Source organism: Acidithiobacillus sp. TH-A36 (assembly GCF_057473445.1).
The window spans coordinates 1-3,867 of the sequence record NZ_JBYCKP010000610.1 but is presented as its reverse complement, the minus strand read 5'-3'; the positions used below and the strand labels follow the sequence as shown (position 1 = coordinate 3,867).

At 47.0% G+C, this 3,867-nt stretch carries 3 protein-coding genes; all 3 read left to right on the top strand.

Annotated elements, in window-relative coordinates:
• Positions 1-68 precede the first annotated feature (68 nt).
• Genes AC2VLY_RS15340 through AC2VLY_RS15330 form a run of 3 tightly spaced genes read left to right on the top strand, consistent with a single transcriptional unit; the run spans position 69 to position 3,674 of the window.
• The gene (locus AC2VLY_RS15340) at positions 69-527 is read left to right on the top strand and encodes a hypothetical protein (RefSeq protein ID WP_486922575.1); all 459 of its coding nucleotides are present in this window, start codon (positions 69-71) and stop codon (positions 525-527) included.
• A 16-nt stretch (positions 528-543) separates the two neighbouring features.
• The gene (locus AC2VLY_RS15335) at positions 544-1,893 is read left to right on the top strand and encodes a type II and III secretion system protein family protein (protein WP_486922574.1); all 1,350 of its coding nucleotides are present in this window, start codon (positions 544-546) and stop codon (positions 1,891-1,893) included.
• An 11-nt stretch (positions 1,894-1,904) separates the two neighbouring features.
• The gene (locus tag AC2VLY_RS15330) at positions 1,905-3,674 is read left to right on the top strand and encodes a TadA family conjugal transfer-associated ATPase (RefSeq protein WP_486922572.1); all 1,770 of its coding nucleotides are present in this window, start codon (positions 1,905-1,907) and stop codon (positions 3,672-3,674) included.
• Positions 3,675-3,867: the final 193 nt, after the last annotated feature.

Sequence of the window (3,867 nt, the reverse complement as noted above, 5' to 3'; positions counted from 1 at the left end):
GCACAAGAACTTTATCAACATGGCCTACCTGATCCTGGGCAAGCTGGATCTCAGGCTACCCACTTGAAATGACGAGGAGCCAGAATTTAAAAATAATTGCCACTGGAAGAGAACTTTCCCCAAACAATATTGACAATTATTCACAGGGATACAACACCATTACCCTTGAAGTGACGCCTTTGCAAGCACAAGAAATTCTGGTTGCACAAAAAAGCGGGGAAATCAGAATGGATTTACGTGGTAATAAAAAAAATACGGCATGGCCAAAGCGTAGTGTCTCCTTGCATGACATCATTGGTTATCCACCTATTCCTCCTGCAGGAGTGGAATATATAGCGGGTGGAACGACCTCGAACGGCCCAGCTGACATCACTCAAATATCAACTACGGGACAGAAAAATGATGGTGAGCTTAATTCTAAACCATCGTTTGAAGAGCACCACAATCAGGAGCATAGCATCCCCCCTGCTGAACAAACAATCCAATATTTACCGTTTTCCTATATTCCTCCTTTACCTCAGTCCTGACAGGAAATAGCCTCTGATGAAACCCGTTACCAATATTTTTAGTACGGCCATCTTATGTATATCAACATTGTCCATAGCCACAGCAGACCCTTTTATTAATCAAGTAGAAAATATTTCGATGTATTCTGGTCAGGTCAAAATTATTCCGACCAGAACGATCAGAAGAGTCGCAGTTGGTAACGGTAAGATTTTGAGCGTGACACTTGTAGATAACAAGGAATTATTGCTCCTTGCAGAGGGTACTGGAGAAACCAATCTGCATTTATGGTACAAAAACGGAACAGAAAGTGCCGCTCGGGTAGTAATCGCTCCCAAAGATATTGGACATGCAGCGGACGAAATTTCAAGCTTGCTGACCGCCAGTCCCAACACTCAGGTCAGGATTGTCGGCGATAGAATAATCATAGATGGAAAAAACCTTTCTGAAGAAACTCTGACTCGCATTGAAAAACTCAAAGCAGTTTACCCCAACGTGATAAATCTCGCCGAAAAAGAACCCTTGCGAATGGAAAAAGTAGTTCTTCTAGACGTGCGAATACTTAAGATGAAAAGAGACTTTTTTCGCAGTCTCGGGGTAAACTGGAATCAATCAATGGCCGGACCACAAGCTGGAATTGTGGGTGATTTTACTTCTAATCCATACTTCCGCATGGGGGTTCCAACCAGTAATGGTACAGGTGGGCCTTTAGCGAACTTCGCATTTCCTAATTCCGGGATCACTGATTTACCGCTAAAGGTGGCCCCACTTGCAAGTAATTTTGGCATCATAGCTTCCGTGGCCTCACGCATTAATTATGCGCTGCAAAATGGTGAAGCCTATGAGATTGCCAATCCAAAATTAAGCGCTAAAAGCGGTAGCAAGGAACCCGCAGAATTTCTGGCTGGCGGACAAATACCTATTCCACTGGCCATCGGCTTTGGTCAGACATCGGTGATTTTTAAGGACTTCGGAATTCGACTGAAATTTTCACCCGTTGCCGATGATCGCCATAATATTGGTTTGAAAATTTTTACAGAAGTGAGCAACATTGACCCTTCACTGACGGTTGGCGGTGTGCCAGGGTTTTATACCAATCGTAGTCAAACAGAAATCAACCTGAAAGATGGTGAAACACTGGTGATGTCAGGTTTGGTGGATCATAATCTTGCCAAGAATAGTAGCAAAATTCCAGGATTTGGAAACATACCAATTATTGGATACCTTTTTAAATCCGATGATTTCAGAGATAACGAATCCGAATTGGTTTTTCTAGTTACTCCCACCGTGATCACCGCAGATTCACGCAAAAATATTGACGCTGCCTCTCAGGCAAAATATCTCGAAAACATGTACCAACGCAGCTCAGATAAAGGTTTTATTCGTTAGGAGAGAAGATCATGTTTCTGATCCGCGCATCACATCCTAAAACAGGAACCCAAATCATTGCACCCAGCGATGGGGTATGCCTCATGGGAAAGGCTGAGTATGCTCAATTACGTCTGGAAGGCTGGAACGTTGGCAAGGAACATGCTCGCGCTTACTTCGAGCAGGGTGGAGTGTATGTTGAAGGGCTCAGCAATTTCGCCACGATCATGGTTAATGGTGAACGCTTGCGCGCCTATGGACCAGTGGGCGCAAAGGACGAAGTTGTTATCGCAGGATATTGCCTGCAGATCCTGCCCCGCTTTGACGACGAAAACCTAGAAGTCGACAAAGACAATTCGGCAACGTCTCTTTTAAATAATAAAATACCTTGTTCCATTGACAATCCACCCAATGCTGAACCACTTCTTACTCCTCCACAATTAACAACCAAGGTATTAGACATCTCCAAAACTGATCAGATAGCTCGCCCTGTATATGACGCACACTGGCTCAGCATGGTTAGGGAAGTACATGAATCAGTTCGTAGCCAGATGGATTTACGCCGCATTGATCTCAGCACACTTTCCACAGAAGAACTGCGCCGCATGGTGGGTGAACTGGTGCGCGAAATCGTCTGGCGCATGAATCCATCAGCGGATATTGATCGACAAAGACTTGTCAAGGAAGTGCTGGATGAAGCCATTGGCCTGGGTCCACTGGAAGACTTTCTGGCTGATGAAAGCATTACCGAAATCATGGTAAACCGCTTTGACGAAATATTTATTGAAAGGCAAGGAAAGCTACTGGCAGCGCCCGCCCTATTCAGTAGTGAAATAGCCGTTCGTCATATTATTGATCGAATTGTTGCGCCCATTGGTAGACGCATTGATGAAAGCTCACCGTTGGTGGACGCACGCCTCGCCGATGGCTCCCGTGTCAATGCTGTCATCCCGCCTCTATCCCTCAAAGGTGCCTGCATTACCATCCGGAAATTTTCCAAAAAACGTCTGCAGATGGCGAACCTAGTTGCTTATGAATCCATCGCGTCCGAGATGGCGCAATTTGTTCAGGTCTGTGTCCAGCAGCGTAAGAACATGATTATTTCCGGAGGGACAGGATCGGGTAAAACCACCCTGCTGAACGTCCTCTCCAACTATATCCCCGACCACGAGCGCATTGTCACCATTGAAGATGCGGCAGAATTGCGTCTCTACCAGCCAAACCTCGTTTCCCTTGAAGCCCGACCCGCCAATATGGAAGGAAAAGGACAAATATCCATTCGGGAACTTGTACGTAATGCCCTGCGCATGCGGCCCGATCGCATCGTTGTTGGCGAATGTCGCGGTGGTGAAGCACTGGACATGCTGCAAGCCATGAATACAGGGCATGATGGCTCCCTTACTACAGCTCACGCCAACAGCCCCCGCGATATGCTCTCCCGTCTGGAGGTCATGGTGCTGATGGCAGGCATGGATCTACCACTCACGGCTATCCGGGAACAAATTGCTTCAGCAGTAGATGTCATCCTACAAATCACCCGTTTCTCCTGCGGTTCTCGCAAGGTCACCAGCATCTGCGAGGTAACAGGGACCGAGAGCGGAACCATCCAGCTGCAAGAGTTATTCACTTTCAAACAACAGGGTTACGACAGCGAAGGTAGGGTGCGCGGTGCTTTCAGGGCGACCGGGGCTATACCAGAATTTTATGAAGTAATGCGCGAGCGGGGATTACCCATTGATCTCGGAATTTTCCAGACACCTGAATCGCAACGTAGCTCGGGAGCAGAACATTATGTTGCCTAGTTTTTATTTGTTTGATCGGGCATGTCCCACAGTAGTCGAGCAGACTGTCGTTATACCCCTTAGCGAAAGGGGGGTCAGTGCCGTAGAGTTTGCCATCTGTCACTGACCGGCAATATGGCGCCACCGATGTGCGGCGTAATGGCGCCATTTCAAAGTGCCTAAAATGGGGGTCTCGAACGGTGTTAAGAATGGG